The following is a 26,933-nucleotide window of genomic DNA, read 5'->3' on the forward strand; positions in this document are numbered from 1 at the left end:
TTCCGCCACACTGATGTTGTGAAAACTGTGGGTTTGCCGAACGTGGACGAAAGGGCTGGTCACCGGGCCGGTACCGGGTCTGTCGGCGTGCCCGTGACCGAGGGCCATACCCGCGCCGCGATCGTCCGCCTCCTCTTGGAAGAGGGGCCCATCACCGCCACCGCGATCGGTAGTGCGCTGGGCTTGGCACCCGCGGGGGTGCGGCGGCATCTGGACGCGCTCATCGAATCCGGGCAGGCGCGCGCCGGTCGCTCGGCGCCCTGGCAGCAGAAGGGTCGCGGCCGGCCGGCCAAGCAGTATCAGCTCACCGCGGCCGGACGCGGAATGCTCGGTCACGCCTACGACGATCTCGCCGGTGCGGCCATCCGGCAACTGCGGGAGATCGGCGGCGAGGCAGCGGTCACCGAATTCGCGCGGCAACGGGCCCGCACCCTGGTCGACGGTATCGAGGCACTGCCCGCCGCGGACCGGGACGAGATCTCCTCCACGCCCGCGGACGCGGACGGCCGGTCCGGGACGGCCGCCAAAGCCGAGGAAATCGCTACCGCCCTGTCGGACGCGGGATTCGCGGCCAGTACCCGCAAGGTGGGCGCCGGCGTACAGATATGCCAGCATCACTGCCCGGTCTCGCATGTGGCCGAGGAATTCCCCGAACTGTGCGAGGCCGAACTCGAGGCCTTCCGGGAAGTGCTCGGAACCCATGTGCAACGGCTGGCCACCATCGCCAACGGCGACTGCGCCTGCACCACCCACGTACCCCTGACGGTGCTGCCGACCCCGGCCGCCGTCCGACCGGACACCGCTTCACCATCAACCGTTGCACAGCCCGCAACGGACGCAACGAACGACTCCGGAAGGAGCGCCGAATGACGACCACCACCGATCAGGTGCCACCGCTCACCCAGGAGGAGGCGATCGCCTCACTGGGTAAGTACGGCTACGGCTGGGCCGACTCGGACGTGGCGGGCGCCAGCGCGCAGCGTGGCCTGTCCGAGGAGGTCGTCCGCGATATCTCGGACAAGAAGAGCGAGCCGGTCTGGATGCTGGAGAACCGGCTCAAGGCCCTGCGGATCTTCGACCGTAAGCCGATGCCGAACTGGGGCTCCAACCTCGACGGAATCGACTTCGACAACATCAAGTACTTCGTGCGCTCGACCGAGAAGCAGGCCGAGAGCTGGGAAGATCTGCCCGAGGACATCAAGAACACCTACGACAAGCTGGGCATCCCGGAGGCGGAGAAGCAGCGGCTGGTGTCGGGTGTCGCCGCGCAATACGAGAGCGAAGTCGTCTACCACCAGATCCGTGAGGATCTGGAACAGCAGGGCGTTATCTTCCTCGACACCGATACGGCGCTGAAGGAGCACCCGGAGATCTTCCGCGAGTACTTCGGCTCCGTGATCCCCGCCGGGGACAACAAGTTCTCCGCACTGAACACCGCGGTCTGGTCGGGTGGTTCCTTCATCTACGTGCCGCCGGGCGTGCACGTGGATATCCCGCTGCAGGCCTACTTCCGGATCAACACCGAGAACATGGGCCAGTTCGAGCGCACCCTGATCATCGTCGACGAGGGCGCCTATGTGCACTACGTCGAGGGCTGCACCGCGCCGATCTACAAGTCCGATTCGCTGCACTCGGCCGTGGTCGAGATCATCGTGAAGAAGGGCGGCCGCTGCCGCTACACCACCATCCAGAACTGGTCGAACAACGTCTACAACCTGGTCACCAAGCGGGCCAAGGCCGAGGCGGGCGCGACCATGGAGTGGATCGACGGCAATATCGGTTCCAAGGTCACCATGAAGTACCCGGCCGTGTGGATGACCGGTGAGCACGCCAAGGGCGAGGTGCTCTCGGTCGCGTTCGCCGGTGAGGGCCAGCATCAGGACACCGGTTCCAAGATGGTGCACCTGGCCCCGCACACCTCCTCGAACATCATCTCCAAGTCGGTGGCCCGCGGCGGTGGCCGGGCGTCCTACCGAGGCCTGGTCCAGATCAACAAGGGCGCGTACGGGTCCAAGTCGACGGTGAAATGCGATGCGCTGCTGGTGGACACCATCAGCCGGTCCGATACCTACCCCTACGTCGATATCCGCGAGGACGACGTGACGATGGGTCACGAGGCGACCGTGTCGAAGGTGTCCGAGGATCAGCTGTTCTACCTGATGAGCCGCGGTATGACCGAGGACGAGGCGATGGCGATGGTGGTGCGCGGATTCGTCGAGCCCATCGCCAAGGAACTCCCGATGGAGTACGCGCTCGAACTCAACCGCCTGATCGAACTGCAGATGGAAGGAGCCGTCGGCTGATGGCAGTGGAAAATATTGCCGAGGCCGCCGAGGCTCGTACACCGGCGATCAACAAGGGCGAGGTCTTCACTTCGTTCGATGTGAACGCCTTCGAGATCCCCACCAGCAAGGACGAGGCGTGGCGGTTCACCCCGCTGCGCCGGTTGCGCGGTCTGCACAACGGCACGGCCACCCGGGACGGGCAGGCCGGGGTCGAGGTGACCGACGTCGCCGGAGTCACCGTGGAAACGGTGGGCCGCGACGATGCCCGGCTGGGCACCGGCGGAACCCCGTCGGATCGGGTCGCCGCCCAGGCGTACTCCGGATTCGAGCAGGCGACCGTCGTGTCGGTGGGCAAGGAGACCGAGGTCGCCGAACCTGTCGTGGTGCGCGTGACCGGGCCGGGCGAGGGGAAGACCGCTTACGGTCATCTCCAGGTCCGGCTGGCCGAATTCGCCGTCGTGACCGTCGTCATCGACCAGCGGGGCAGCGGAACGTACGCCGAGAACATCGAGTTCGTGCTCGGCGACAGCTCCCGGCTGACCGTCGTCGCGGTCCAGGACTGGGCCGACGACGCGGTGCACGCCACCGCGCATCACGCGACCCTGGGGCGAGATGCCGTACTGCGGCATACCGCGGTCACCCTGGGCGGGAATCTGGTGCGGCTCACCGGCAATGTCCGCTACGCCGGTCCGGGTGGCGACGCCGAACTCCTGGGCCTCTACTTCGCCGACGCCGGACAGCATTTCGAACAGCGCCTGCTGGTCGATCACGCTGTCCCGCATTGCAAGTCGAATGTGCTGTACAAGGGCGCGCTGCAGGGCGATCCCGATTCGCACAAGGGCGATGCCCGCACGGTGTGGGTCGGCGATGTACTGATCCGGGCCGCCGCCGAGGGAACCGACACATTCGAGATCAACCGCAATCTGGTCCTCACCGACGGCGCGCGCGCCGATTCGGTGCCGAACCTGGAGATCGAGACCGGTGAGATCGTCGGGGCCGGCCATGCGTCGGCCACCGGCCGGTTCGACGACGAGCAGCTGTTCTACCTGCGCGCCCGCGGTATTCCGGAGGATGTCGCCCGCCGCCTCGTGGTGCGCGGTTTCTTCCACGAGATCATCCAGAAAATCGGGGTTCCGGAGGTCGCCGAACGGCTGGCAGCGGCCATCGAGGCCGAACTCGCCGCGATCGGCGCCTGACCGACCCCCACAGCCCACCGAAGGAATTCAGCAACCCATGACCACTCTGGAAATCAAGGACCTGCACGCCGAGGTCAACACCCCGGACGGGGATACCGTCAAGATCCTCAATGGTGTGAATCTCACCGTGAAATCCGGTGAGACGCACGCCATCATGGGGCCGAACGGTTCCGGCAAGTCGACGCTGTCCTATGCCATCGCCGGCCATCCCAAGTACACCGTCACGTCGGGTTCGATCACCCTCGACGGCGAGGACGTGCTGGCGATGTCGGTGGACGAGCGGGCGCGCGCGGGCCTTTTCCTGGCCATGCAGTACCCCGTCGAGGTTCCCGGGGTATCCACGTCCAACTTCCTGCGCACCGCGGCGACCGCGGTGCGCGGCGAGGCGCCCAAGCTGCGGCACTGGGTCAAGGAGGTGAAGGAGTCGATGAACGAACTCGAGATCGACGCCGCCTTCGCCGACCGCAGTGTGAACGAGGGCTTCTCCGGTGGCGAGAAGAAGCGGCACGAGATCCTGCAGCTGGGGCTACTCGCGCCCAAGATCGCCATTCTCGACGAGACCGACTCCGGCCTGGATGTGGATGCCCTGCGCATCGTCTCCGAGGGCGTCAACCGCTACAAGGAGCGGGAAAACGGCGGCGTGCTGCTGATCACCCACTACACCCGCATCCTGCGCTATATCCAGCCGCAGTTCGTGCACGTTTTCGTGGGCGGGCGCATTGTCGCCGAGGGCGGCCCGGAACTGGCCGAGGAACTCGACGCCAACGGCTACGTGAAGTTCACGCAGAGCTCACCCACCCCGTCGGCTTCGCCGACTGCCGTCCCCCGTCCAGCGACCGCCGGAGCGTGATATGACAGCGACCCTGCCCGCCTTCGACGTCGCCCGGATCCGGGCCGACTTCCCGATCCTGAACCGTACGGTCCGGGACGGGAAGCCGCTGGTGTACCTGGATTCCGGGGCCACTTCGCAGCGGCCGCTGGCGGTGCTGGACGCCGAACGTGCCTTCCTGCTCGAAAGCAATTCGGCGGTGCACCGCGGCGCGCATCAGCTGTCGGAGGAAGCCACGGACGCGTACGAGGAGGCCCGCGCCGTGATCGCCGGCTTCGTCGGCGCGGCGGCCGACGAGATCGTGTTCACCAAGAACGCGACCGAATCGCTGAACCTGGTGACCTATTCGTTCGCCGACGACCGCTTCCCGTACCACCTGGGCCCGGGCGACGAGATCGTCATCACCGAACTCGAACACCACGCGAACCTGGTGCCGTGGCAGGAACTGGCCCGCCGGACCGGTGCCACGCTGCGCTGGTACGGCGTCACCGAGGACGGGCGTATCGACCTGTCGTCGTTGGAACTGTCGCCGGCGACCAAGGTCGTGGCCTTCACCCACCAGTCCAATGTCACCGGCGCGGTGGCGCCGGTCGCCGAGATCGTGCGCCGGGCCCGGGCCGTGGGTGCGCTGGTGGTGCTGGATGCCTGCCAGTCGGTACCGCACGCACCGGTCGACCTGCATGCTCTGGACGTGGACTACGCGGCCTTCTCCGGGCACAAGATGCTCGGACCGTCGGGAGTCGGTGTGCTGTACGGGAAACGGGCATTGCTCGCGGAGACCCCGCCTTTCCTCACCGGTGGTTCCATGATCGAGACCGTGACGATGGAGCAGACCACCTTCGCACCACCGCCGCAGCGGTTCGAAGCCGGTGTGCCGATGACCTCGCAGGTGGTCGGGCTCGGTGCCGCGGTGCGGTATCTGCAGGAAGTCGGGATGGAGGCGGTGGCCGCGCACGAGCACGAGCTCGTCGACGCGGCCCTGGAGGGCCTCGGCGGTATCCCGGGCATCCGGATCGTCGGCCCCACCGAGAACGTCGACCGCGGCGGCGCGGTGGCCTTCCTCGCCGACGGTATCCACGCGCACGATCTGGGACAGATCCTGGACGACGAGGGCGTGGCCATCCGGGTGGGCCATCACTGTGCCTGGCCGCTGCACCGGCGCTTCGGTATCGCCGCGACCGCGCGCGCCTCGTTCGCGCTGTACAACACCGTGGACGAGGTGGAAAAACTGGTCGCCGCGGTGCGGAAGGCCCAGAGCTTCTTCGGGGTTGTCTAGAACATGCGCATGGAGCAGATGTACCAGGAAGTGATCCTGGATCATTACAAACATCCGCACAATCGCGGCCTGCGGGAACCGTTCGGCGCCGAAGTGCACCACGTGAACCCCACCTGCGGTGACGAGGTGACCCTGCGAGTGCACCTCGGCGCGGGCGGCGATGTCGCCGATGTGTCCTACGACGGGCAGGGCTGCTCGATCAGCCAGGCGTCGGTGTCGGTGCTGACCGATCAGGTGATCGGCCTGCCCCTCACCGAGGCGCTGGGAGTTGTCGACTCGTTCAACGAGATGATCGGCAGCCGGGGCACCGTCGAGGGCGACGAGGATGTGATCGGCGACGGGATCGCGTTCGCGGGTGTCGCCAAATATCCGGCCCGGGTGAAATGCGCACTGCTGGGCTGGATGGCGTTCAAAGACGCGGTGCTCCGGATCGACGGCGCGGCGAATGCCGTGGCCTCGGGCACTGCTACGCCGGAGACCGACCGAGTACGGAACGGGGAAACAGCATGACCGATACTTCCGCCACCGAATCTGCCGCGGAGACCGCGCCCGCCGAGGTCGAATTAACGGCCGAGGAACTCGCGCAGCTCGCCGACCTAGAGGAGGCGATGCGCGATGTGGTCGACCCCGAGCTCGGTATCAATGTCGTGGATCTGGGCCTGGTGTACGGGATGCGGGTCGAGGAGAGCACCGCGGTGCTCGATATGACCCTGACCTCGGCCGCCTGCCCGCTCACCGATGTGATCGAGGACCAGTCCCGCAATGCGCTGGTGCGCAGCGGTCTGGTCGACGATCTGAAGATCAACTGGGTGTGGATGCCCCCGTGGGGTCCGGACAAGATCACCGAGGACGGCCGGGAGCAGCTGCGGGCCCTGGGGTTCACGGTGTAGGCCGGGACAGACCGGACAAGCACCTATTCGGGCGGTGACCTACGGGTCGCCGCCCGAAATTGGTCTATACCCGAATTGGTTCGGATTCGTGCGGGGTAGCGGTCCACTGGTATGGACCGAAGCGGATTCCCCGTGGAACGGTCGCATTTGCTTCCCTTTAATACCCGTGTGCTACCGGAACCGGGACATTTCCGCGCGCCCGAGTTGTTCGGGCCGGGTGGATTCCGCGGGCGGTGTTATTGATTTCCGTTGCGGGACGACTCCGGTAACCCACGGCCGGCCGTGGCATTCGGTATCCGCTCCAATATCAATTTTCCGCTCCGGTTGCCAATCGCCGACCGATCGGTCCGTTCCGGATTCCGTGGCTGGTGATAGGGGACGGCTGCCGTCTGTGGGCTGGAGCACGCCCTCGGTGGGCCGGCTGTCGCGCGGCCAATCGCCTTCGTGATCTTCACCCGCGCAATGCCTTTCCGCATTCCGCGAGGTCGCGACGCAATCACGGATCGGTGACAATCGATTATCGACCGTTATTGAGAGAGTTCACGACAATGCTGCTACTGTGGGCGAGTCGTCGGGTTCCGGGCCATCGGAGGATGTGCTCCGATGGTCAGCGAACGGCCGAATGACTTGTCCCTTAGTTACTTTCGAGTAGCCGAAAGTAACTAAGGGATATGTCACCGACCGTAATCGCTGGTGCCCGGCGCAGACCTCATCCGGCCAGGGCGAACATGGTCGGCGTCGCGAGGAAGGCGAGACGAAGCGCCGTGGCCTGTCACGGCACCGCGTAGCGCACCTCGAACCCCGTCAACGACGAGAAAGCTGATGAATCTGAATACCGCCGTGCTGCTTCCCTGGATACTCGCCCTCTTACTGGTGTTCGGCGTGGCGTGGTACGCCGTTCGGGCCGTGCGCGATCAACAGAAGCGACTCGCTGTGCTGGAGCGGGAGCTTGCCGTGCGCGAGGACGCGCTCGAGCATCTCGCCGCCAGCACGCTACCCGCGCTCTCGGAATCCGTGCGCCGCTTCGAACAGGGCGCCGTCGGGCCCGAAGTTCCCCCGGGACTCGAGAACTCGCGTTTCGCGCAATGCCTGCGCTGGATCATCGACCGGGTCTCCGACGATCTGCGTACCGTCCAGAGCGAAACCCGCGAAACCGTCACCCGGGAAACCGAGGAACAGACCCGTACCGCGGTCGCCACCGCCGAAGAGGCTGTCCGGACCGAGGCCGACGCCGGCCGGGAACGTTCGGAAACCCTTGCCCGCGAAGCCACCAGCGCCGCGGTGCGTTCGTTCGGTACCTCCGTGGTGAGCCTCGGCGCCGATGTCAGCCAGGTGGTCAGCGCCGCGCTGCGCGAACATCGCGACGACCGCGTCTACGAGACCCTGATCCGTATCGACCACACCGTGCAGCAGATGATCCGTCAGGCGCAGTCCTACGTGATCGTCTGCGGTGGCCTGCCCGGCCGCCGGTGGCCCGCCCAGTCGCTGACCGATGTGGTCGGCGGCGCGACCGGCCGTGTCCGTGACTATCTGCGGGTGCGCCCCTCCCAGCTCGACCGCGTCGTCATCAGCCGTGCGGTGGAGCCGCTGGTACACACGTTGGCCTCGCTCATCGACAACGCGCTGCGCTATTCACCGCCGACCTCGTTCGTCGACGTCACCTTCCAGGAAGGTCATCACGGGGTGACCGTGATCGTCGACGACGCCGGTGTGCGAATGAACTCCGAGCAGATGGAGGAGGCCCGTCAGGTCCTCGCCAACGAACGCTCGGTCGATATCCACCAGCTGGGCCCGGCCCCCAAGGTCGGCTTCCCCGGCATCGCCGCCCTCGCTCGCCGCTATGGGTTCACCGTCTACATCGACGGTCCCAACGCCTACGGCGGTATGCGCGCCATGGTCTACATTCCGGAGGCACTGCTGGTCGCTCCAAAGGCAGATCACGACAACGACGCTCTCGCCAACGGTGGCGCCGCACCGCGGGAACTCGCCGCGGTACCCGGCGGCCCGGCCTCCTCGGTATCCGGCAGCTCCGGAAACGCCCTGGTAGGCAACGGGGTATCGGCAACGGCCGGAGCGCATTCCGCTGTGGATACCGGCGCGCACGCCGCGGTGTCCGGCCCGGCCGAGCGGTCCACTCCCGGCGAGTGGGCCTCCGCGGCCGAATCCGCCGAGGACACCGACGGTGAACAGCGGACGACCGTCCACGACATCACCAGCGGTGGTCTACCCCGACGCCGGCGCCGTGCCGCGGCCGTGCCCGCGGATATCAACGATCGCCTGTCCGGGCAATCCAGGACCGAACCGGGGCAGGCTCGCCCCGATATCGCCGCCGCATGGCAGAGCGGCTCCAAGAGCGGCCGAGCCGCCGCATCCGAAAACACCGAAGGGATGACATCCTGATGGGTTCACCGAGGACAGTGGTATCCGACAGCACCAATAAACTGGGCTGGTTACTGGACGATCTCGAGGTTCCCGGCGTCCGATTCGCCGTTCTGCTCTCCGAGGACGGGCTGCGTATCGCGCATTCGGCCGGTATCGCGAAAGACGATGCCGAACGGTTCGCGGCCGCGGCGTCGGGCCTGCGCTCGCTCGGAAAGGCGCTCGGGGAATTCTGCGGGAGCACCGGAAACGACGTGCGGCAGAACATGACCGAGTACGACCAGGGCATGATCATGATCACCGCCGCGGGTGAGGGTGCGCTGCTGGGTGTGGCCACCATGACCGATATCGATGTGGGTCTCATCGCTCATCGGATGAACGAGCTGGCCGGCCGGGTGGGTCACGAGCTCGGCAGTGAGCCTCGCAGAGGCGCACACGGCGGCGATCTGCAATGAGCCGGTCGCGGCGTGATCCAGACCTGGTCCGTGCGTATGTGCGGACCGGCGGGCGCTCGCGCCCGACCCGTGAACTGGGCCTGGTGACCCTTGTCATCGCCGTATCGGACCCGGCGCCGGGCGCGACTCCGGACGCGCGCCGAGTGGTCGACGTGTGCTCACGCGGTGCGCTGTCGATCGCGGAGGTCGCCGCATACCTCGACCTTCCGCCCTCGGTGGTGACGATCGTCGTTTCCGATCTGCTGGACAGCGGACACCTGAACAACCCGACCCCGGCGGAGATCATGCCGGAGATCGCCCTGCTCGAGGAGGTACTCAATGGGCTCCGTGCTCTCCCGGCCTGATCGGTCCGCGGATTACGGACGTTCGGTCGACTATGTCGCGGAGACGGTGACCCGGTCGGTGAAGCTGCTGGTGGCCGGTAATTTCGGCGTCGGCAAAACCACCTTCGTGAGCAGTATTTCGGAGATCAAACCGCTGCGTACCGAGGAAACCATCACCGAGGCCAGCGTCGGGATCGACGATCTGGGCGGGCTGGGTTCGAAAACCACGACCACGGTCGCGATGGATTTCGGGCGTATCACGCTCAATCCCGAACTGGCCCTGTACCTGTTCGGCACCCCGGGGCAGCAGCGGTTCATTCCGCTCTGGGAGGAACTGGCCAAGGGCGCGCTGGGCGCGCTCGTGCTGGTGGATACCCGGCGGATCGAAAAAGCCGACGAGGTGCTCGCGGTTCTCGAGGAACGCAATGTGCCCTATGCGGTCGGGGTCAACGAGTTCGAGGGCGCGAACCGGTTTCCGCTGTCGGAGATCCGGGAGGCGCTGGATCTGACCGCGGACACTCCGCTCGTTGCGCTCGACGCGCGGGATCGGCGCACCTGCCTGCAGGGCCTGATCACGCTTGTCGAATATCTGTTCCATCGATTGGAGTCTCGTCTTTGACCACGCAGTTCTCTCCGGTTCCGCAACAACAACCTCCGTTCGCCGGATGCCCGGTGATCCACGGAGAACCCACCGGAGGCGTTGGCCCTCGATTCAGTCTCTATTCGGCGGAGTTCGCCGATGACCCGCATCGCGCCTATGCCGCGATGCGGAGCCGGTACGGTTCGCTGGTACCCATCGATCTGGCCCCGGATGTGCCGGCCACCCTGGTGATCGGTTACGAGGCGGCCGTCCGGATCCTCAACGATCCCGACCGGTTTCCGGCGGATCCGCGCACCTGGCAGGGCAGTATCCCGGCCGATTCGCCGGTCAAGCCGATGATGGAGTGGTATCCGAACGCGCTGCGCAACAGCGGCGAACTCCATCAGCGCTATCGTCAGGCGTATGTGCACGCGATCGACGGAATCGATCTGCACGAGTTGCACCAGACGGTGGAGCGGATCGCGGTTCCGCTCATCAACGCGTTCTGCGAATCGGGTGAGGCCGATCTCGTTACGCAGTACGCCTTCCCGCTCGTCTTCGAAGTGGTCAACCGTATGGTCGGCTGCACTCCCGAACTGGGGGAGCGGGTGGCCAACGGGATGGCTGCGCTGTTCGACACCGTCAACGCCGAATGGGGGATGAACCACCTCAGCGAGGCGCTGATGGAACTGATCTTCCAGAAGCGGTCCGATCCCGCCGGTGATGTCACCTCGCGCCTGGTCCACCATCCGGCGAAACTGGACGACGAGGAGCTGCTGTCCAATCTGATCAGCTTCTACGGTGCCGGCGTGGAACCGCAGCAGAACCTGATCAACAACACCCTGCTGCTGATGATGACCGACGAACGGTTCGGCGGCAGTATGCTCGGCGGCAGCCTCTCCACCCGAGACGCGCTGGACGAGGTGTTGTTCAACGACCCGCCGATGGCGAATTTCTGCACCACGTACCCGCGCCAGCCGATTCTCATCGAGAACACCTGGTTGCCGGCCCACCAGCCGGTGCTGATCAGTCTGTCCGCGTGTAACAACGATCCGGCCATCCGGGGCGGCGACCCCATCGGGAACCGATCCCATCTGGCCTGGAGTATCGGACCGCATACCTGCCCGGCACAGTCACCGGCGCTCGTTGTGGTCCAGGGAGCGATCGATCTACTGCTCGACGCGCTTCCCGAACTGGAGCTGGCGGCACCGCCGGAGGAACTCGCCTGGCGCCCGGGGCCCTTCCACCGCGCGCTGGCGGCGCTGCCGGTCGTTTTTCCGCCGTCACCGCCACTGAATCTCGTGTAAGGAGAACGCGCGTTGCCACGCGAAACCATCGTCCTGGATATGGCCGGCGCCGATGTCGTCGGTGAGTCGGCCCGGCTGCGTGCCCAGGGCCCGGCGGCGCTTATCGAGTTGCCGGGCGCGGTGCCGGCCTGGGCCGTCACCGATGCCGCGGTGCTGAAAAGCCTGCTGGCCGATCCGCGGGTGTCCAAGGATCCGCGTCAGCATTGGACGGCGTTCGTCAACGGTGAGATCACCGAGGACTGGCCGCTGCTGCCGTGGCTCGCGGTGGAGAACATGTTCACCGCCTACGGTGCCGATCATCGGCGCCTGCGCAAACTGGTCTCGCCCGCGTTCACCCACCGGCGGACCGCGGCCCTGCGGCCCCGGGTGGAGGCGCTGGTCGCCGAACTTCTCGACACACTGGCCGCCGCCCCGGCGGGTGCGGTCGTCGATCTGCGCGAAAACTATGCCTATCCGGTGCCGATCCAGGTGATCACCGAACTGCTGGGGGTGCCGGACACCCTGGGCCCCGGGCTGCGGGTCTGTGTCGACCGGTATTTCGACACCACCATCGGGCAGGAGGAGGCGCAGGCCAACTATGTCGAGATGTACGGGCTGGTCACCGAACTCGTCACTTACCGGCGCGCGAACCCCGGCGACGATATCACCAGCGTGATGATCACGACCCGTGACGAGGACGGGTCCCAGCTGACCGAGAATCAGATCGTCGATACGCTGATGCTGGTCATCAACGCCGGCCACGAGACGACCGTCAACCTACTGGATCAGGCCATCGTCGCCCTGCTCACCCATCCGCAGCAGCGAGCCGCCGCGCTGGCCGGGCAGGTCGGCTGGCCGGATGTGGTGGAGGAGACCCTGCGCTACCAGGCACCGGTCGCGCATCTGCCGCTGCGCTTCGCGGTGGAGGATATCGAGATCGCGGGACTGCGGATCGGTAAGGGCGAGGCCATCCTCGCGTCGTACGCGGCCGCCAGTCGTGATCCGAAAGTGCACGGCGATACCACCGATACCTTTGATCCGGCCCGTACCGTCAAGGACCATATCGCCTTCGGGCACGGCGCCCACCACTGCATCGGTGCGCCACTGGCCCGGATGGAGGGCGAACTCGCGTTGCCCGCGCTGTTCCGCCGTTTCCCGGATATGCGACTGGCGGTGGATCCGAGCGAGCTGAAACCGGTGGTGAGCTTTGTTTCCAACGGTCATCAGGAATTGCCTGTGTACCTGTCCTGAGACCGGTAGCGCGAAGTTCGCCACCGCGCACCGGGAATCGCCTGTGCAGCGGCGCCGTGGCCGGTAGCGTACGACACACAACTTCATTGCTGATGGCTCGTAGCGGACGCCGCTGAACGGGATATATGGGTCGGCGGATACGTCTGTGAAACCGCACTATTCACCGATTCATCCGAACCTCGGAGTGTGACGTCTTGACCACAGCGAGATCTGATCAGTTCTTTGCCGTCGACAGTGTTCCACTGACCCACGGTTCTCCCGTTGTTACCACGGGCCCGCGTATTCCCTTGTACACGGAGGAATTCGCGGCCGATCCGCACAAGATCTACCGGGAGATGCGCGGCCGTTTCGGTTCGCTGGCCCCGGTGGAACTCGCACCCGGAGTCCCCGCCACCCTGGTGATCGGATATCACACCGCGGTCCGGATCCTGCACGATCCGGAGCATTTTCCCGCCGACCCCCGGGTCTGGCAGCGTGATGTCCCGTCGGACTGCCCCGTGCTGCCGATGATGGAATATCGGCCGAATCCACTACGCACCGTGGGACATGATCGCCTGCGCTACCGGTCGGCTGCGGTCGCGGCCGTCGACGGGGTCGATCTGCACGAAATGCACACCATCATCGAGAAGATCTCGATCTCGCTGATCAATTCGTTCTGCGCGGACGGCTACTGCGATGTGGTCGGCCAGTACGCCTCCCCACTCATCTTCGCCACACTCAACGCCATGCTCGGCTGCCCACCCGAACTGGGACATCGGGCGGCGCAGGGGCTGGCGGCCATGTTCGACACCGTGGACGCGGCCGCGGGCAACGCGGCACAGGCCGACGCGCTGCTGGAACTGGCCCGGCTCAAGCGAGTACATCCCGGTGACGACATCACCAGCCGCCTGGTACGGCATCCCGTTCATCTCAGTGACGAGGAGATCAGGCAGCAGCTGGCGCTGCTGTACGGAGCGGGCACCGAACCGCCGCAGAACCTGATCGCCAATACGCTTCTGTTGATGCTCACCGATGATCGGTTCGCGGCCCATGTCCTCGACGGGAGCCTGTCCACCCGCGACGCGCTCGACGAGGTGCTGTTCAACGATCCGCCCCTGGCCAACTACTGCATCAGCTATCCGCGCCAGCCGATGCTGATCGATGGCATCTGGTTACCGGCGCATCAGCCGGTGATGATCAGTATGAGCGCCTGCAACAACGACCCCGCGATCAACACCGGGGCACTGGCCCACAATCGTTCGCACCTGGCGTTCAGTATCGGCCCGCACAGCTGTCCCGCCCGCTCGGTGGCGTTGCTGATCGTGCAGGACGCCATCGATCAGCTTCTGGACGCGATCCCGGAGATGCGGCTCGCGGTGGAGCGCGCCGAGCTGCGGTGGCGGCCGGGGCCGTTCCACCGGGCCCTGGTCTCGCTGCCGGTCCTTTTCCCGGCGATCCCGCCGATTCGTTCCGGCGGTGCCTGAAACGGCTGGGACCGGGATCGGAAGGTCCGTCATTCGTTCGCCCCAGCATCTGCTCGGCATCGGGTGATGAAGATCACGTAGTGGCGTCCGGGTGTGGGTCACGCCCGGGTGTCGTGAGAGGTGGCGGCTGGTTGGGCAACCGGTGCCGCACCGGCGGCGGCCGCCCGTGTCTGGGCCGAAGAGCGATGTGAGGCTGCGTGATTCGGGCATCCGGGCTGAGTTCTGGGTACAGTTCCAGATCGAGTCCGGCGGTCGGGCGTGCCCGGCCGCAGAGTAAATCGTCAGGAATCGGGGGACCTTGACCGACGGCAGCCGAACTCGCTCGACCGTGGCACCAGGTGATTTCGACGGGCCGCGCATTGCGCTGGCTTCGGCGGAATTCGCGGCCGATCCACATGCGGCGTACCGCGAGATGCGGCGGCGCTACGGTTCGCTCGCTCCGGTGGAGCTGGCACCCGGGGTGCCGGCCACCCTGGTCGTCGGTTATCACGCCGCACTCCGGATCCTCAACGATCCGGAACATTTCCCCGCCGATCCGCGGATCTGGCAGCGCGGTATCCCCGCCGACTGTCCGGTCCTGCCGATGCTGGAATGGCGCCCGAATCCCATTCGCAGTGCCGGCCCGGACCATCTGCGTTACCGCTCGGCCGTCGCCGGGGCGCTGGGCAAGGTCGATCTGCACCGGTTGCATGCGACCGTCGAGGAGATCGCCGTTCCGCTGATCAATTCCTTCTGCGAGACCGGCCGATGCGATGTGCTCGGTCAGTATGCGCAGCCGCTCGTCTTCGCAGCGCTGAGCGCCATGCTGGGCGTCCCACCGGAGATCGGGCGGCGCGCGTCCGAGGGGATGGCGCTCATCTTCGGCATGGCCGACGCCGCTGCGGGAAATGCGATGCTGGCCGAGGCGCTGCTGGACCTGGTCCGGCTCAAACGCTCGACCCCGGGTGAGGATGTCACGAGCTGGCTCGTCCAGCATCCGGTGGGTCTGGACGACGAGGAGATGGTGCAGCAGCTGGTGCTGCTGTACGGAGCCGGGCTCGAGCCGCCGCAGGATCTGATCGTCAACACCCTGCTGCTCATGCTCACCGACGACCGGTTCGCGGCGACCGTGCTCGACGGGAGCCTGTCGACGCGGGACGCGCTGGACGACGTCCTGTTCAACGACCCGCCGATCGCGAACTTCTGCATCAGCTACCCGCGGCAGCCCATTCTGGTGGACCGGGTGTGGTTACCGGCGCATCAGCCGGTGATCATCAGTATGGGCGCCTGCAACAACGACCCGGCGATTCGCCGGGGCGAGATCCTGGACAACCGGTCGCATCTGGCCTTCGGCGCGGGTCCGCACGCCTGCCCCGCCCAGTCGCCGGCGGTGCTGATCGTCCAGGACGCCATCGATCAACTTCTGGACGCACTACCGGAAATGGCACTGGCGGTCCCGCGGTCGGAGCTGCAGTGGCGGCCCGATCCGTTCTACCGGGCGCTGGTATCACTTCCGGTCGAGTTCCCGCCGAGTCCACCGATCGGAATGGCCGGTTTTCGATAGTCGAGTGAGGAGTTCTCGATGGAGAAGCACATCACCCCTGTAGTCCTCGATCCCACAGGCTCGGATATCCAGGGCGAGAGTGCCCATCTTCGGGAACGGGGACCGGTCACGCGGATCGAGTTGCCCGGCGGTGTGCCCGCCTGGTCGATCACGGACGCGGCCCTGCTGGAGCAGCTACTGGCCGGACCGGAGGTATCCAAGGACCCCCGGCAGCACTGGCCGGCCTTCCGCAACGGCGAGATCGCCGCGGATTGGCCGCTGCTGCCCTGGGTGGCGGTGAACAATATGTTCACCGCCTACGGTGCCGAGCACCGCCGGTTGCGCAAGATCGTGGCCCCGGCGTTCACCCATCGGCGCACCATGGCACTGAAACCCCGGATCGAGCAGATCACCGGGGAACTTCTCGCCGACCTCGCCGCGACACCGGCCGGCACGGCCGTGGACCTGCGGGAGCGCCTGGCGTATCCGCTGCCGATCCGGGTGATCAGCGAATTGATGGGGGTTCCGGAAGAACTGCAGGCGAATCTGCGGAAATGCGTGGACGGGGTTTTCGATACCTCGCTGTCCCCGGAGGAATCCGCGGCCAACTATACGGACCTGTACGGGGTGATATTCCGGCTCGTCGCCTACCGGCGGGAACACCCCGGCGACGATATGACGACGCTGCTCGTTGCCGATACCGCCGATACCGAGACTCCGCTCACCGAACAGGAACTGGCCGATACGTTGATGCTGGTGATCGGCGCCGGGCACGAGACCACGGTGAATCTGCTCGACCAGGCTGTCTATCAGCTGCTCGTCCGGCCCCGGCAGCGGGCGGATGTGCTCGAAGGCCGGGTCCCCTGGCCGGATCTGATCGAAGAGGTTCTACGCTTCGAGGCGCCGCTCGCCCATCTCCTCCTGCGTTTCGCGGTGCAGGATCTGGTGGTGGGGGGAGTCGAAATCGCCCGGGGTGACGCAATACTCGCCGGGTATGCCGGAGCGAACCGGGATCCGAAGGTCTACGGTGCCACCGCGGATGAATTCGACCCGACCCGGACGGTCAAGAGCCATCTCGCCTTCGGTTACGGCGCCCACCACTGCTTGGGCGCGCCGCTGGCCCGATTGGAGGCGGCGGTGGCCCTACCGGCCGTCTTCGCGAAGTTCCCGGATATGGAACTGGCTGTCGCGCCGGAGGAACTCGGTTCGGTAGCCAGTTTCATATCCAACGGGCACAGCCGCCTGCCGGTGTACCTGAACGGGAAGTGAGCCGCCGAGCGGTCGCTGTTCTCCCGCCGTCCGGGCGGCCCGGGTGCGCGGTCCGGACGGCCCCGGTACTCAGTTGGTTTCGAGGTCGCGGCGGCGGAAACCGAACGCGCCTGCCGCGCCGAGCAGCAGCGCCACCACCAGCGTGATCAGTACCGGGACCAGGTCGAACGACTGAGCCGGCACCAGGGGGAGGTTGTCGAACGGGGACAGACTCATGAGCCAGGCGGGGAACTTCAGGGTCGCGCCGAACATCAGGACCACCACGCAGAAGGCCATGGCCAGCCAGGCCGCGGAGGTCAGTTTCGGTGCGACACCGAACAGGAACAGCGTGACCCCGCCGAGCACCCACACCGCCGGCAGGTAGACCAGTGCGGCACCGGTCAGCGTGACGGCCCGGGAAAGGTCGTCCGCCAGGAGGCCGTAGGTGAGCCCCATCCCGAACCCGCTCAGCGCGACCACGATCGCCGATCCCGCGAGCATGATCACCGCGTGACCGGCCAGCCAGCGCAGCCGGGAGAGTTCCGTGGACAGCAGCGGTTCGGCCTGTCCCGCCGCCTCCTCGGCCCGCGGGCGCAGGCCGGACGAGATCGTGTACGCCGACCCGATGATCGCCAGGATCGCCACGGCCATCGCATAGAACGCGTCGACCATACTGCCCATGTTCTGGCCGAGGATCTGGTTCAGATCGATATCGCCGAGCAGATCGTCGACATCGTCGCCGATTGTGCCGAAGGCCAGGCCGGCGAAGAACATCCCCAGTGACCAGCCGATCAGGGACCCACGCTGCAGCCGCCAGGCCAGACCGAATATTCCGTGCAGCGATTCGGGTGCCCGGGCCGGCCCCGGCCGCGGGGGGATCACCCCGGCACCGAAATCGCGCCGGTCCAGCACCCGCGCCGCCACCACACCGGTGCCCGCCGCCACGACCACCGAGAGTGCCGCGGGCCACCAGATCTCGCCGTCGTAGGGTCGCATCGCCTGACCCCAGCCCAGCGGCGAGAACCAGGACAGGACCCCGTTGCCGACATCGCCGACCGCGCGCAGCAGATAGGACACGGCCAGCGCCGCGCCGGTGATCGCGTAGCCGGTGCGGGTGCTCGCGCTGAGCTGCGCGGCCAGAAGCGCAATCGCACCGAAGACGAAACCGGCGCAGGTGGCAGCGACGCCCAGCGCGATCGAGCCCGGGACCGGCAGGCCGTAGCCGATCAAACTCAGTGCGATCGCCAGGCCCAGCAGGATATTCGCGGCCACGGTCACGACGGCCGCCGCACTCGCCGGGGCATAACGGCCCACCACGCCGGACCGGATCAGCTCGTCCCGGCCGGATTCCTCGTTCGACCGGGTGTGCCGGCCGATGAGGAACATACTCATCAGCCCGGCCACCACCATGCCGAACGCGCTGGACTGGAAAGCAACCTGACCCTCGACCGTGTTCAGTACCCGCGGCGGTCCGGCCATCGCGATCATGGCGGCATTGCCGGCCATGCTGCCGGCGAGGGCATCCAGTTTCTCCTGGGTGGGATAGGCCGCGTCGAGCGCGACCGCCTGCGACCAATAGATCAGCGTGCCGCCCACGATCCACGCCACCAGGGGCAAGCGTTCGCGGCGCAACGCGAACCGGGTGAGGACACCGGTTCCGGTGAAGGTGCCCGCATACCGGGCCGGCTGCCGGACAGTCACGATTCCGGAACCCCCGCGGCCGCGAGTTCGTCCCCGTAGTGACGCAGGAACAGTTCCTCCAAGGTAGGTGGCTGACTGGTCAGGGTCCGGATGCCGAAGGGTGTGAGATGCTCCATGGCCGCGCCCAGATCGACGGTGTCCACCTGGAAGCGCACCCGGGTCCCGTCGTCGACCAGATCGTGGACGCCGCGCAAGGCGGCCAAACCGGTGACCGGGCGCTGGGTTTCGGCTTCGATCGAGGTTCGGGTGAGGTGCCGCAGATCGGCCAGGGTGCCGGATTCGACCGCCCGGCCGTGCCGGATGATCGTCACCCGATCGCACAATGCCTCGACCTGCGCCAGGATATGGCTGGACAGCAGAACGGTGCGCCCGGCGCGGCGCACCTCCTCCACATATTCCTGGAACACCGCCTCCATCAGCGGATCCAGTCCCGAGGTGGGTTCGTCGAACAACAGCAGCTCCACATCGGAAGCCAGCGCCGCGACCAGTGCGACCTTCTGCCGATTGCCTTTCGAGTAGGTGCGGCCCTTCTTCGTCGGATCCAGATCGAAACGTTCCAGCAGATCGGCGCGTCTGCTTTCGTCCAGCCCGCCGCGCAACCGGCCGAGCAGGTCGATCACCTCACCACCGGTGAGATTGGGCCACAGGCTCACATCGCCCGGTACATAGGCCAGCCGGCGATGCAGTTCGGCGGTCTGCGACCACGGATCGCCGCCGAGCAACCGGACCGTACCGCCGTCGGCGCGCAGCAGGCCCAGCAGAACCCGGATGGTGGTGGATTTACCGGCTCCGTTGGGGCCGAGGAAACCGTGCACCTCACCCGGGGCGACCTGCAGGTCGAGACCGTCCAGGGCGCGGGTGCGGCCGAATGTCTTCACCAGACCGGAGATATCGATCGCGGCAGTCATGAATGCACCCTATTCCGGTTCCGGTGGCCATCGTGGGTTTTCCGCACCGGGGGTAGCCGAGTCTCCGGTCGGGCGGTTCGGCGCGACTCCGGCCGCGGCGAGCTACCGGCCGGGGCCCGCCTCGTCCGGATGGCCGGTGGGTCAGCCGGCCGACAGTTCCGGCTGAGACCGGTGGTGCGCGCCGGCTGCCAGGTCACCACACCGGGAACCCCGGCCAGGGTCGCGCCGTCGGCGGCGGTGGCGCCCTCGATTTCGCGCACGTTCTTCTCCAGGACCGCTGCGGCGAGGGCGTCGCGATCGGGAAAGTGCCGGCACAGCACGCCCTGCCCGACCCGGCCCGGCGCGCGATCAAGGACAGCGGTGCGGTCCAGGCCCTGCACCGCGAAGATCTCCCGGGCGGCGTCGACCAGCGCGGCCCGGCGGCGGCCTTCGGGCCCTGGTTCGCGTGCCGCCGTACGCCCGGCGTCGGCTGCTGGGGCATCACGACAGCGTAACGGGCGAACGGCGCGGTTCCGTCGTGGCGATTCCCCGGCCCGGGCGAGCGACCTGTGCTGTTGCCTCGCCCGTGCGGACCTCAGGCTGCCCGGTGCAGATCGAGGAAGTCGCCGACCGGACGGCGTGGCGTCGGCGGCTGGGCGGCGGTGGCGGGTGCCGTGCCGACCCGGACGACGACCTGTGGTTCGGCAGGTCCCGGCACGAGGTTCGCGATGGCGCGGCGGCTCACCGGGATCTCGGTGATATGGGTCAGCGGGCAGGTGGTCAGACCCGCGGCCGTGCATTCGAGCAGCACCGCGGAAAGGGCTTCACCGGACCGTAGCCACTGGAGGGGACCGTCCGCGGCCGAACCGATCACCAGCAATTGCGAGGCATCGGTGAGTTCGCCGCGGCGCAGCGACGGCGGCGCGGTCGGGAACGCCCGGCCCACACCCACCTGAGCGAGTTCCGCGGCCGAGACCAGGGCCGAGAGCGGGACACCGTCGGCCGGCGAGTCGTTGCCCGCCCACCAGTGCAATTCGTTCAGGTACTGCGGATCGTATTCCCGCAGTGCCGCCGACCGGGCGGAAGCGGCCGCCAGCCGGAGCCGGGCCGACCCTTCGAGCACGTCCACGGAAACCTCGTGCGCTGCCGCCACCGTCCGCAGCACCGGTTCCACCTGCTCCCAGTCGCGGGGTGGCAGCATCGGCAATCGGTCGGTGTAGCGGCGATCGATGGCCGCCGCGCGCGCCCGGGTGGTGTCGGAGACATCGCGCGCCGGCGCGAACTCGATCTCGGCCAGATGATCTCTGGCGGTATCGGGCAAACGGATCACCTCGGTCCACCAGCCCGCTGCCGCGAACGCGGTACGGATGTGGTCGAGCAGGGCGCCGCAGCTGATGATCAGCTGACGGCCTTGCGGGTCGGCCGACGACAGCCGCCGGTAGGTATCGGCGTACAGCTGCAACCGGTGGCCGTCGAAGACCAGGCGCCACGGTTGGGTGTTGTGCACCGAGGGTGCACGGCGGGCGAGGGAGAGGGCGGCCTGCACCGTCGGATGATCGGGGACCCGAGCCGTGCCGATAGCGTCCATCTTCCGAGTCTGCCCGCCGCTGTCCCCGGCGACCACCCCGCAAAGCGATCCGGGCCGAATCGTTCCGGTCAGGGCATGGGCCCGATACCGGTGATCAAGGTACGGTCACCGATTCGCATCGTCGTGACCAGTTGCGGGTTGTAGCCGACGGGCGCGGTCTCAGGCCGGTGCTCGGTGATTGCCACGGTGTACTGGCCGACGAAAGCTCCCGGGGTGATCCGGATACAGTGCGTGGTCCCGGGCGGGATGGTGTCGATACCGCGCTGGATGTCGGCGGCCACGGGCACACCGGCTTCCGGTGCCACCAGGGCCCGCGCCTGTTCGCCGGACCGCGCCACGTAGTAGGCGTACTGGAAACCGAAGATCACCTCCGGCCCGGAGCCGGTGCCGCCGGGACCGTTGCCCTGCACGGTGTTGCCGGTGCGTTCGGCCGGGCAGTTCGGATCGGCGACGGGCACCCCGGGTGCCGGTGCACCGAATATTCCGGGTTCGGTCGGCGCCGGGGTGGACGGCGCCGGTTCGCCGGCGCCGACCACCGCGAATTGAACGTAGGCGGCGGCTGCGAGCGCCACCACCGCCGCGCCGCCCAGCAGCACCGGAAGCAGCCGGGTCCGGCCCGGTGGGGCGGTGGACCGGGGTGGTGCCGGCGCGGCGCCTTCGCGGGGTGTGAGCCGGTCCCGCAGCCGTTGACGCGCGGTGGACGGCCCCGGGACGGTCACAGGCGAGCCCGGTGTGCCGTCGACGGCCAGGACCGGGTTCGTGCCGGCATGGTCGCGGCTGTCGGCCGCGCCGGTGCCTGCTACGGCCTCCCTGGGCTCGGCGGCGCCCGGCGATATCGCCTCCGCAGGGCCGGCTCCGGGCCTGGGGGGATATCCGTCGGACGACATCATCCAGTCCGACCAATTGCCCTCGTAGCGGGCATCGGGGTCGGGGCCGGTCGCGTCCGGCGGTGTCGGGTGTGAACCGGCCGGGGACATGAGTCCGGGCCCGGCCGTGCCCGGGGGCAGCGAGGGGCCGTCCGGGCCATGAGCTGTCGGGCCGGAACCAGCCGAGCCCGGTGGCATCGGGCCGGAACCAGCTGGGCCCTGCGGTGCGGTGCCCGGACCGGCCGCACCCGGCGATATCGGGATGGGCGCGGTGGGCGCCGGGTCTCCGGGGCCGGTAGCTGCACCGGATGGATCCGGGGGGACCGGGAGATTCAGGCTGCGGAGCCCGCGCGGGGGATCCGGATCGTCGAACCCGGAAAGCGAGGGGGAGTGCGGGGAATCTCCCCCGCCCGGGTTGCCGGCGGGATGGGTGGGGGAGTGCCCGCTGCGGGTGCCGTGCTCCGGCGGTGGTCGGTCCATGGCGCGGCCCCCTTCGACGATTCACTGCGCGTAATGCTTCCACTGTTCTAGTGGATACGCGATCGTCGCGCAGCACAGTGGCCGCGACGGTTCACCAGTGAACCGTCACCGGATCGCCGATGCCGACGTTCTCGTAGTACCAGGACGCATCGGCGGGCGCGAGATTGATACAGCCGTGGCTGACATTGGAATTACCCTGCTGATCCACCGACCACGGCGCCGAATGGACGAAGACACCGCCCCAGGTGAGGCGTTCGGCCCATTCACCGTCGATCAGATAACCCTCCGGGGAGTCCAGTGGGATTCCGATCGTGCGGGAATCGAAGATGATGTTGCGGAATTTCTCCAGCACCGGGTATGTGCCGGTCGGGGTCTCGTAGCCGGGCTTACCCATGGACGCCGGCATCGTCCGGACGACCTGGCCGCCGATGCTGACGGTGAACATGTGGGTGGACATGTTCGCGTCGGCGACGACTCCGCCGTTGGTCTGGAACTGGGTGCGCTGATCACCGAAATTCACCGTGAGCGTGGTGTTCGCCGGCAGGAATCCGGTGGGGGTCCAGGTCAGTTCCCGGTCACCGTGCCAGGCATAGGTACCGGGCAGCGGGGCCCCGGCGGTGACCGACAGAGACTTCTCGGCGTGGGCCCGATCGGCGACCTCATCCGGGAACCGGACGGTAACTGGGTGGGCGATCCCCACCACGGCGCCGTCGGCCGGAACGACCGAGGCGACCGGTGCGGGGCGGGGTACGTCGCCGGTCATGGCGTTCGCCCCGGCGGGGACGACGATCACCGACAGTGCGATCGCGAGTGCCAGAAAAACGTGCCGGACAACAATATTCATGGTTCCACCCCTTACGGAGGACTGGTGGACAGACGTCCATCCTAAGGGGCCATGATCAACAGAACCAGCTAAGATACCTTCCCGGCACCGGTTCGCGATGTAGACACACCGGGCGATTGCTATTCGGTGACAAGTTTCCAGTCGTCGGGCAACCCGTGGACATGCATCGTTGTGCCCTCGGCGTGGATACTGACCGTCGCCGGACCCAGCCGGAGGTCGGTCAGACCCACTTTGCCCCATTCCCGCGGCAGCTGCGGCGTCACCCGCAGGGTGCGATGCGGCGCACAGGGCGACAATCCGAGGAACGAGCGCACCAGCAGCAGCGGCGCGGCGCTCGCCCACGCCTGCGGGGAGCAGGAGGTCGGGTAGGGGACCGGGGACCGGAAATCGGTGCGGGCGAATCCGCAGAACAGCTCGGGGAGCCGCCCGCCGAACTCACCGGCCGCGTCCAGCAGTCCGGTGGTGAGCCGTTCGGCCAGCTCGCTCGCGCCCGCGATATGCCGGTACCGCAACAGTCCGGCCACGGCGATCGCGGTGTCGTGCGGCCATACCGACCCGTTGTGGTAGCTCATCGGATTGAAGGCGCCCATGGTGGACGCCAGCGTGCGTAGCCCGAAACCGCTGTCCATGGACACATCGGCGAGCCGTTCGATGAGTTCGGCGGCCCGTTCGTCGGAGACGATCCCGGTCCACAGACACTGGGCGGCATTGCTGGTCAGCGAATCGACCTGGTTCTTCTGTCCGTCCAGCGCGACCGCGTACCAGCCGTTCTTGGCGACCCAGAACGCCTCGTCGAACCGGTCTTTGAGATTCTCGGCCTGTTCGCGCAGGCGCGCGGCGGTGCCGGTATCGCCGAAGTACTCGGCCAGCTGGGCGCGGGCCAGCCGCGCCGCGTACACGTATCCCTGGACCTCGCAGAGCGCGATGGACGGTTCGGCCAGATGGCCCGTCGCGTCGTTGATGGAGTCGAAGCTGTCCTTCCACCCCTGGTTGCTCAATCCGCGATCGGTTTTGCGGCGGTACTCGACGAATCCGTCGCCGTCGGCATCGCCGTATTCATCGATCCAGGCCAGTGCCGCGTCGGCGGCCGGGAGCAGCTCCCGGACCACCGCGTCCCCGGCGCCCCAGCGCCAGCATTCGGCCAGCAGCATGACGAACAGCGGGGTCGCGTCGACCGAGCCGTAGTACACGGTGCCGCCGAGTACCTGGCCGCTGGCCGGGCCGTGCCGCATTTCGTGCATGATGCGGCCCGGCTCCTCTTCGGTGATCGGATTGACCTTCGTACCCTGCAGATCCGCCAGCCGCCGCAGGGTGCCCACCGCCAGTGCCGAATCCAGCGGGAGTGCCATCCACGAGGTGAGCAGGCTGTCCCGGCCGAACAGGGCCATGAACCAGGGTGCGCCCGCGGCCACATAGGCGGGTGCGCCGTCGCTGCTGCCGTCGATCCGCAGCGCGCCCAGATCGCTTTCGGTGCGCTGCAGCACGTCCGACAGCGCCGGATCGGTGGCGGTGAGATCGGTGGCGGTGGCCCGCCAGGCCTTGAGCCGGCTGATCGGGCTGTCCTCGTCGTCACCGAAGGACGCCTGGACCCGCCGGTGCGAAACCACCGGCTGGACCAGGATTTCGGTATCCCACCGGCCCCGGGCCGGCACCACCACCTGCCAGGTGATGGTGCCGGGCAGCATCACGGCCCCGGCCGTGGCGCTGATGGTCAGACCGCGGCCGGGTTCGTTGTGATCGGTCAGATGCAGGTCGCCGTCCACGGCGTTGTGCTCGGCACCGCCGCCATGGTTACGGCCTTCCTTGACGGCGAACAGGTCCGCGAAATCGGCGTCGACGAACATGGTGATGGTCATCGCCGTGTCCTCGTGACCGAGGTTGTGTACGGAGATGCCCTCCTTGAGGCCGTTGCCGATGAGCCGCCGGCGCACCACGAGCACGGTGCTGTCGGCGACCCCGGCACGGGGCGGTTTGCGCAGGATGAACCGGCCTTTGAACGCCTCCGGCGTGAGCACCGTGAGATGTTCGGCCGGTTGGCCGTCCAGGCGCAGCTCCCAGCGGGAGATCACCCGCGAATCGCGGTAGAACAGGCCTTGCGAAGTACCGGAATGGATATCGCCGAGTGGGTCGGACAAGCAGAAGGTGCTCGCCTCGACCAGGGTGACCGTCCCCCCGCCGCCGTTGACGGCGGCGGGCTGGCCGGAGTTGAGAATTCTCGGCGGTGCGTTCATGCCCTACTCCATACCGGTGTCGTGCCGGCGTCGGCGCGGATCGCGGGTACCGCGTTGCGGCGCATACCGACGGCGGTCAATGCCTGTCCCCTGCTGTGGGCTTCGTCCCACGCATCGAGTATGCGGTAGTAGGCGGCCTCATACCCCGCACCCAGCTGATCCACGCCGAAATAATCTTCGACGCGGCGCCGGCAGGCATGCGGATCGAGTTCGCTCGCCTTGGCGATGGCGGCCGGCAACTGGTCCGGATGATCGCAGAGAATGCCGGTGACACCGTCTTCGACGACCTCCTCGACCGCACCGCCGCGCAGCGCGACCACGGGTGTACCGCAGGCCATGGCCTCGATCATCACGATGCCGAACGGCTCTTCCCACTGGATGGGGAACAACAGGCAGCGCGCATTCGCGAGCAGTTCCCGTTTCGCGACCGCGTCCGCTTCCCCGAAGACGTGGTCGGTATCGGTGAGCAGCGGTTCGATTTCCTTGGCGAAGAAGGCCTTTTCGGGCGGTTCGTTGCATTTACCGGCCAGGATGAGTTTGATACCGGCCTCGTGCGCGGCGTGCAGGGCCAGATGCGGACCCTTGTAGGAGGCGTAGCGGCCGAGGAACAGCGCGTAATCCTGCTTCTCGGTGCGGAACGGCCATTCGCTGGGGCGCAGCGCATTGTGCACGCGGCCGATCCAGTTGAAACTCGGCGCCAGTTCCCGCTGCCGGTCGCTGATCGCGACGAGGCGGGTGTGTTCGTCGAGCGCGCCGTAGTACTCCCACATATCGTTGTCGACCGGCCCGTGCACGGTGACCGCGGTCGGAATACCCAGGTTTTCGTAGGCGGGGGCATTCAGCGGGCCGGCGAAAGTGTGGTCGTGGATGATGTCGATATGCCGGGAGCGGGCCAGTTTCTCCACCATGCGGCGGACCTTCAGCGCGTTGACGACCTCGGGGAACGGGTCGCCCAGCCGATCGGCCTGGGTGGTCTCCCAGACCGGCACGAATTCCGCCTCCGTACCGGGCTTTCCGGCGCCCAGTAGCGTCACCCGGTGCCCACGCGCGACCAGCGTGTCGGCGAGTTCGGCGACCACGGCCTCGACACCGCCGTAACCGGCCGGGGGCACATCGAAGTACGGAGGCGCGACCAGGACGATGTTCAACGGGTGATTACGGCCGGCTCCGCCGAACCGGGCGCGCCGGGGTTTTCGCGCCGGAACATCCGATTCGGATTCTTCATTCGTGAATATGGTGCTCAACTTTCCCTCCTTGATTAGTGGTCGCACGACATGTGTCGATCGCCGCCCGGCCAATGGGTGGAGCTGCTCGAGAACCATTCGTAGAGAGCGCGGTGAAGCTATTGGAAGC

24 protein-coding genes are annotated in these 26,933 nt (G+C 67.2%); 17 read left to right on the forward strand and 7 right to left on the reverse strand.

Going from position 1 to position 26,933, the window contains the following annotated elements:
- Positions 1–18: 18 nt before the first annotated feature.
- The 16 genes from ACIA75_RS14955 to ACIA75_RS15030 all read left to right on the forward strand — a co-directional run bounded on the left by ACIA75_RS14955 (position 19) and on the right by ACIA75_RS15030 (position 17,004).
- Positions 19–870 (forward strand): helix-turn-helix transcriptional regulator, encoded by an 852-nt coding sequence (locus ACIA75_RS14955; RefSeq protein WP_397103996.1) that lies wholly within the window; start codon positions 19–21, stop codon positions 868–870.
- The gene (sufB, locus tag ACIA75_RS14960; RefSeq protein ID WP_397103998.1) at positions 867–2,303 is read left to right on the forward strand and encodes a Fe-S cluster assembly protein SufB; all 1,437 of its coding nucleotides are present in this window, start codon (positions 867–869) and stop codon (positions 2,301–2,303) included. Before ACIA75_RS14955 ends, sufB begins: the two co-directional genes overlap by 4 nt.
- On the forward strand, positions 2,303–3,481 hold the full coding sequence (gene sufD / locus ACIA75_RS14965; RefSeq protein ID WP_397104000.1) for a Fe-S cluster assembly protein SufD: 1,179 nt from the start codon (positions 2,303–2,305) through the stop codon (positions 3,479–3,481). The genes sufB and sufD overlap by 1 nt, the downstream gene beginning before the upstream one ends.
- Positions 3,482–3,518: 37 nt before the next feature.
- Positions 3,519–4,331 carry a Fe-S cluster assembly ATPase SufC gene (gene sufC / locus ACIA75_RS14970; RefSeq protein ID WP_397104002.1) on the forward strand — a complete coding sequence of 271 codons (813 nt, stop codon included), beginning with the start codon at positions 3,519–3,521 and terminating at the stop codon, positions 4,329–4,331.
- Position 4,332: 1 nt separating this feature from the next.
- The gene (locus ACIA75_RS14975) at positions 4,333–5,586 is read left to right on the forward strand and encodes a cysteine desulfurase (protein WP_397104004.1); all 1,254 of its coding nucleotides are present in this window, start codon (positions 4,333–4,335) and stop codon (positions 5,584–5,586) included.
- 3 nt (positions 5,587–5,589) lie between these two features.
- A complete protein-coding gene (gene sufU / locus ACIA75_RS14980) occupies positions 5,590–6,096 on the forward strand; it encodes a Fe-S cluster assembly sulfur transfer protein SufU (protein WP_397104006.1) in 507 nt (168 codons plus the stop codon).
- Complete coding sequence (locus tag ACIA75_RS14985; protein WP_397104008.1) at positions 6,093–6,476, forward strand: metal-sulfur cluster assembly factor; 384 nt, start codon at positions 6,093–6,095, stop codon at positions 6,474–6,476. The genes sufU and ACIA75_RS14985 overlap by 4 nt, the downstream gene beginning before the upstream one ends.
- A gap of 822 nt (positions 6,477–7,298) precedes the next feature.
- Positions 7,299–8,876 carry an ATP-binding protein gene (locus tag ACIA75_RS14990; protein WP_397104010.1) on the forward strand — a complete coding sequence of 526 codons (1,578 nt, stop codon included), beginning with the start codon at positions 7,299–7,301 and terminating at the stop codon, positions 8,874–8,876.
- Complete coding sequence (locus ACIA75_RS14995) at positions 8,876–9,310, forward strand: roadblock/LC7 domain-containing protein (RefSeq protein WP_051157625.1); 435 nt, start codon at positions 8,876–8,878, stop codon at positions 9,308–9,310. The genes ACIA75_RS14990 and ACIA75_RS14995 overlap by 1 nt, the downstream gene beginning before the upstream one ends.
- Positions 9,307–9,654: a DUF742 domain-containing protein gene (locus tag ACIA75_RS15000; protein WP_397104012.1), complete on the forward strand. Its 348-nt coding sequence runs from the start codon at positions 9,307–9,309 to the stop codon at positions 9,652–9,654. The genes ACIA75_RS14995 and ACIA75_RS15000 overlap by 4 nt, the downstream gene beginning before the upstream one ends.
- Positions 9,629–10,252, forward strand: coding sequence for a GTP-binding protein (locus ACIA75_RS15005; protein ID WP_397104014.1), 624 nt, complete (start codon positions 9,629–9,631; stop codon positions 10,250–10,252). Before ACIA75_RS15000 ends, ACIA75_RS15005 begins: the two co-directional genes overlap by 26 nt.
- Before the next feature lie 146 nt (positions 10,253–10,398).
- Positions 10,399–11,520, forward strand: a complete 1,122-nt coding sequence (locus ACIA75_RS15010; protein ID WP_397104016.1) for a cytochrome P450 — start codon at positions 10,399–10,401, stop codon at positions 11,518–11,520.
- A 12-nt stretch (positions 11,521–11,532) separates the two neighbouring features.
- Positions 11,533–12,750 carry a cytochrome P450 gene (locus ACIA75_RS15015; RefSeq protein WP_397104018.1) on the forward strand — a complete coding sequence of 406 codons (1,218 nt, stop codon included), beginning with the start codon at positions 11,533–11,535 and terminating at the stop codon, positions 12,748–12,750.
- A gap of 194 nt (positions 12,751–12,944) precedes the next feature.
- Positions 12,945–14,213: a cytochrome P450 gene (locus ACIA75_RS15020; RefSeq protein ID WP_397104020.1), complete on the forward strand. Its 1,269-nt coding sequence runs from the start codon at positions 12,945–12,947 to the stop codon at positions 14,211–14,213.
- A 328-nt stretch (positions 14,214–14,541) separates the two neighbouring features.
- The gene (locus tag ACIA75_RS15025; protein WP_397104022.1) at positions 14,542–15,756 is read left to right on the forward strand and encodes a cytochrome P450; all 1,215 of its coding nucleotides are present in this window, start codon (positions 14,542–14,544) and stop codon (positions 15,754–15,756) included.
- 18 nt (positions 15,757–15,774) lie between these two features.
- Complete coding sequence (locus ACIA75_RS15030; protein ID WP_397104024.1) at positions 15,775–17,004, forward strand: cytochrome P450; 1,230 nt, start codon at positions 15,775–15,777, stop codon at positions 17,002–17,004.
- 69 nt (positions 17,005–17,073) lie between these two features.
- Here ACIA75_RS15030 and ACIA75_RS15035 read toward each other — a convergent pair whose 3' ends face one another.
- A complete protein-coding gene (locus ACIA75_RS15035; protein WP_397104026.1) occupies positions 17,074–18,684 on the reverse strand; it encodes an ABC transporter permease in 1,611 nt (536 codons plus the stop codon).
- Positions 18,681–19,592, reverse strand: a complete 912-nt coding sequence (locus ACIA75_RS15040) for an ATP-binding cassette domain-containing protein (protein ID WP_397104028.1) — start codon at positions 19,590–19,592, stop codon at positions 18,681–18,683. Before ACIA75_RS15040 ends, ACIA75_RS15035 begins: the two co-directional genes overlap by 4 nt.
- 305 nt (positions 19,593–19,897) lie before the next feature.
- Between ACIA75_RS15040 and ACIA75_RS15045 the strand changes: the two genes are divergently transcribed.
- On the forward strand, positions 19,898–20,086 hold the full coding sequence (locus tag ACIA75_RS15045) for a hypothetical protein (RefSeq protein WP_397104030.1): 189 nt from the start codon (positions 19,898–19,900) through the stop codon (positions 20,084–20,086).
- Between the two features lie 80 nt (positions 20,087–20,166).
- Here the strand turns inward: ACIA75_RS15045 and ACIA75_RS15050 are convergent, their stop codons facing one another.
- The 5 genes from ACIA75_RS15050 to ACIA75_RS15070 all read right to left on the reverse strand — a co-directional run bounded on the left by ACIA75_RS15050 (position 20,167) and on the right by ACIA75_RS15070 (position 26,728).
- Positions 20,167–21,159: an Acg family FMN-binding oxidoreductase gene (locus ACIA75_RS15050; RefSeq protein WP_397104032.1), complete on the reverse strand. Its 993-nt coding sequence runs from the start codon at positions 21,157–21,159 to the stop codon at positions 20,167–20,169.
- A 68-nt stretch (positions 21,160–21,227) separates the two neighbouring features.
- The gene (locus ACIA75_RS15055; protein WP_397104034.1) at positions 21,228–22,505 is read right to left on the reverse strand and encodes a hypothetical protein; all 1,278 of its coding nucleotides are present in this window, start codon (positions 22,503–22,505) and stop codon (positions 21,228–21,230) included.
- Positions 22,506–22,596: 91 nt separating this feature from the next.
- Positions 22,597–23,349, reverse strand: a complete 753-nt coding sequence (locus tag ACIA75_RS15060; RefSeq protein WP_397104036.1) for a L,D-transpeptidase family protein — start codon at positions 23,347–23,349, stop codon at positions 22,597–22,599.
- A gap of 119 nt (positions 23,350–23,468) precedes the next feature.
- Positions 23,469–25,580: a glycogen debranching N-terminal domain-containing protein gene (locus ACIA75_RS15065; protein WP_397104038.1), complete on the reverse strand. Its 2,112-nt coding sequence runs from the start codon at positions 25,578–25,580 to the stop codon at positions 23,469–23,471.
- A complete protein-coding gene (locus ACIA75_RS15070) occupies positions 25,577–26,728 on the reverse strand; it encodes a glycosyltransferase family 4 protein (RefSeq protein WP_397105323.1) in 1,152 nt (383 codons plus the stop codon). The genes ACIA75_RS15065 and ACIA75_RS15070 overlap by 4 nt, the downstream gene beginning before the upstream one ends.
- Between the last annotated feature and the right edge of the window lie 205 nt (positions 26,729–26,933).

It is taken from the genome of Nocardia sp. NPDC051750 (assembly GCF_044453135.1).
Classification (GTDB): Bacteria; Actinomycetota; Actinomycetes; order Mycobacteriales; family Mycobacteriaceae; genus Nocardia.

What these genes read in the sequence shown, in the direction of transcription:
- ACIA75_RS15060 (WP_397104036.1), bottom strand. Translation starts at nt 23,349, where the DNA reads ATGAATATTGTTGTCCGGCACGTTTTTCTGGCACTCGCGATCGCACTG.
- sufB (WP_397103998.1), top strand. Translation starts at nt 867, where the DNA reads ATGACGACCACCACCGATCAGGTGCCACCGCTCACCCAGGAGGAGGCG.
- ACIA75_RS15040 (WP_397104028.1), bottom strand. Translation starts at nt 19,592, where the DNA reads ATGACTGCCGCGATCGATATCTCCGGTCTGGTGAAGACATTCGGCCGC.
- ACIA75_RS14975 (WP_397104004.1), top strand. Translation starts at nt 4,333, where the DNA reads ATGACAGCGACCCTGCCCGCCTTCGACGTCGCCCGGATCCGGGCCGAC.
- ACIA75_RS15055 (WP_397104034.1), bottom strand. Translation starts at nt 22,505, where the DNA reads ATGGACCGACCACCGCCGGAGCACGGCACCCGCAGCGGGCACTCCCCC.
- ACIA75_RS15065 (WP_397104038.1), bottom strand. Translation starts at nt 25,580, where the DNA reads ATGAACGCACCGCCGAGAATTCTCAACTCCGGCCAGCCCGCCGCCGTC.
- sufD (WP_397104000.1), top strand. Translation starts at nt 2,303, where the DNA reads ATGGCAGTGGAAAATATTGCCGAGGCCGCCGAGGCTCGTACACCGGCG.
- ACIA75_RS15030 (WP_397104024.1), top strand. Translation starts at nt 15,775, where the DNA reads ATGGAGAAGCACATCACCCCTGTAGTCCTCGATCCCACAGGCTCGGAT.
- sufU (WP_397104006.1), top strand. Translation starts at nt 5,590, where the DNA reads ATGCGCATGGAGCAGATGTACCAGGAAGTGATCCTGGATCATTACAAA.
- ACIA75_RS15050 (WP_397104032.1), bottom strand. Translation starts at nt 21,159, where the DNA reads ATGGACGCTATCGGCACGGCTCGGGTCCCCGATCATCCGACGGTGCAG.
- ACIA75_RS14995 (WP_051157625.1), top strand. Translation starts at nt 8,876, where the DNA reads ATGGGTTCACCGAGGACAGTGGTATCCGACAGCACCAATAAACTGGGC.
- ACIA75_RS15000 (WP_397104012.1), top strand. Translation starts at nt 9,307, where the DNA reads ATGAGCCGGTCGCGGCGTGATCCAGACCTGGTCCGTGCGTATGTGCGG.
- ACIA75_RS14990 (WP_397104010.1), top strand. Translation starts at nt 7,299, where the DNA reads ATGAATCTGAATACCGCCGTGCTGCTTCCCTGGATACTCGCCCTCTTA.
- ACIA75_RS14985 (WP_397104008.1), top strand. Translation starts at nt 6,093, where the DNA reads ATGACCGATACTTCCGCCACCGAATCTGCCGCGGAGACCGCGCCCGCC.
- ACIA75_RS15010 (WP_397104016.1), top strand. Translation starts at nt 10,399, where the DNA reads ATGCGGAGCCGGTACGGTTCGCTGGTACCCATCGATCTGGCCCCGGAT.
- ACIA75_RS15005 (WP_397104014.1), top strand. Translation starts at nt 9,629, where the DNA reads ATGGGCTCCGTGCTCTCCCGGCCTGATCGGTCCGCGGATTACGGACGT.
- sufC (WP_397104002.1), top strand. Translation starts at nt 3,519, where the DNA reads ATGACCACTCTGGAAATCAAGGACCTGCACGCCGAGGTCAACACCCCG.